Raw genomic sequence first — 1,452 nt, 5'->3', positions numbered from 1 at the left:
TAAGGTGTTATGCGGTGGCTTCGTACTGCGTTGCTCACTACTTAGCTTAGCGTTAAATTTATTGGAGACTTCAGGTGTTTGCTAAAAAATTACCAACAGCATTGCCTTGTCAATGTACGAACCCAGCATGCGGGTATAGCTTTGTTGCTCCAAACCCTATTGGTGGGGGCGGACTTAATATAACGGTCACAAACATTAGTACACGTTGTCCAAAATGTGGAGGGGTTGCAAAATACCCTGATTGGCACACAGATGCTCTTGGGAATTTTCATTTCGATGAAATATTTTCTCAAGTAACCAAAGTTAAAGACACCGTTAAGCTCTCTTTGGTTAAAGATAGCTTAGAGGCAGCAAATGAAGACTTCACAGCTGATGACCTCGCTGATGCTTTAGTAGAGTTAGACCCAAGTTTTGTACGATTTAAAGAAAGTATTCGTAATTTACCAGCAGCTACAGTCATTAGCTTGGTCACGATGCTGTTTACATTTGTTTCGCTAGTTCTTATGTACCAGCAGCTTAGAGTCTCAGAAGATGCACTAGAAACGAGCAATCATTTCCAACAGCAGCAGTTAGATCTTGCTCGAGAACAGTTTGAATACCAAAAACAAAAAGACCTGAATGAGCAAACAACGGGCAAAACTGTCGAAGAGTTAGAAAATGAAATTCAAAACATGAAACAAACGTTTGGAGAAAGACTTCGACAATTAGAATCAAAACCCAAGAATATAAAACCAAAACCTCTGCTTAAAGCAAGCTTGCGCAATAAGCCTTGTCCTTGCGGGAGTGGTTTAAAGTCTAAAAAGTGTCACCCGAGAGGCGTGGCATAATAAATTTAACAAATTGTTTAAGAGTGATTCGCACGCGTGGCATTTTCACTATGCGTCGGTTTTTGTGTTTAAGGTGGTATGCAGAGGCATTGGTATTGCGTGTCTCACACCTTAACAAAGCGTTAGTTTGCAAAGGGCAGAAAAGCATTTGTGGTCTAAAAGCTTTGTCCTGCGTCCTAGCTATTCACCTGTTCCTTTTCCAACCTCGCGAACTTTCCGGTGGCACTATGTTGGAAGCGTTTGCGGTACGTTAGTCATTTGCTGGTTCTAACATTGTTGCTAGTTCATTGGTGCGTTTTCTTTGTCTTGGCGGCTAATTCGTTAACAAATGGCTTGGTCATATTTGGTTTTCAGGCTAGCCGAACGAATCCTTTGTTAGTTAAAGTGCTTCAAACCGTGGTTGTTTGTCGTATGTCGCTTCTTAGCCAAGTGCGTTTTGTCGGTTGTATTTCAATTCTGAGCTGCTCGTTTTACTTTTGCATTCAAAGCCAGTAGTTTCATAGCTAATTCAGTACCTTGGCGTTAAACTTCTGGTTTCATCGCGGTGGCAAACTAACAAAGCGCTTAAGACAGATTCGCAACACGTGGCATTTTTAGTATGCGTTGATTTATGTGTTTAAGGTGT

General features: G+C 41.3%; 1 protein-coding gene. It reads left to right on the top strand.

Annotated features, from left to right (window positions below; translation table 11 throughout):
- Nucleotides 1-74 precede the first annotated feature (74 nt).
- Nucleotides 75-827 carry an SEC-C metal-binding domain-containing protein gene (locus tag ACED48_RS20420; protein WP_017058389.1) on the top strand — a complete coding sequence of 251 codons (753 nt, stop codon included), beginning with the start codon at nucleotides 75-77 and terminating at the stop codon, nucleotides 825-827.
- The last annotated feature ends 625 nt before the right edge of the window (nucleotides 828-1,452 follow it).

Source organism: Vibrio sp. 5S239, assembly GCF_041439575.1.
Taxonomy (GTDB): Bacteria; Pseudomonadota; Gammaproteobacteria; order Enterobacterales; family Vibrionaceae; genus Vibrio; species Vibrio kanaloae.
This window is presented reverse-complemented; position numbering and strand designations above follow the sequence as displayed.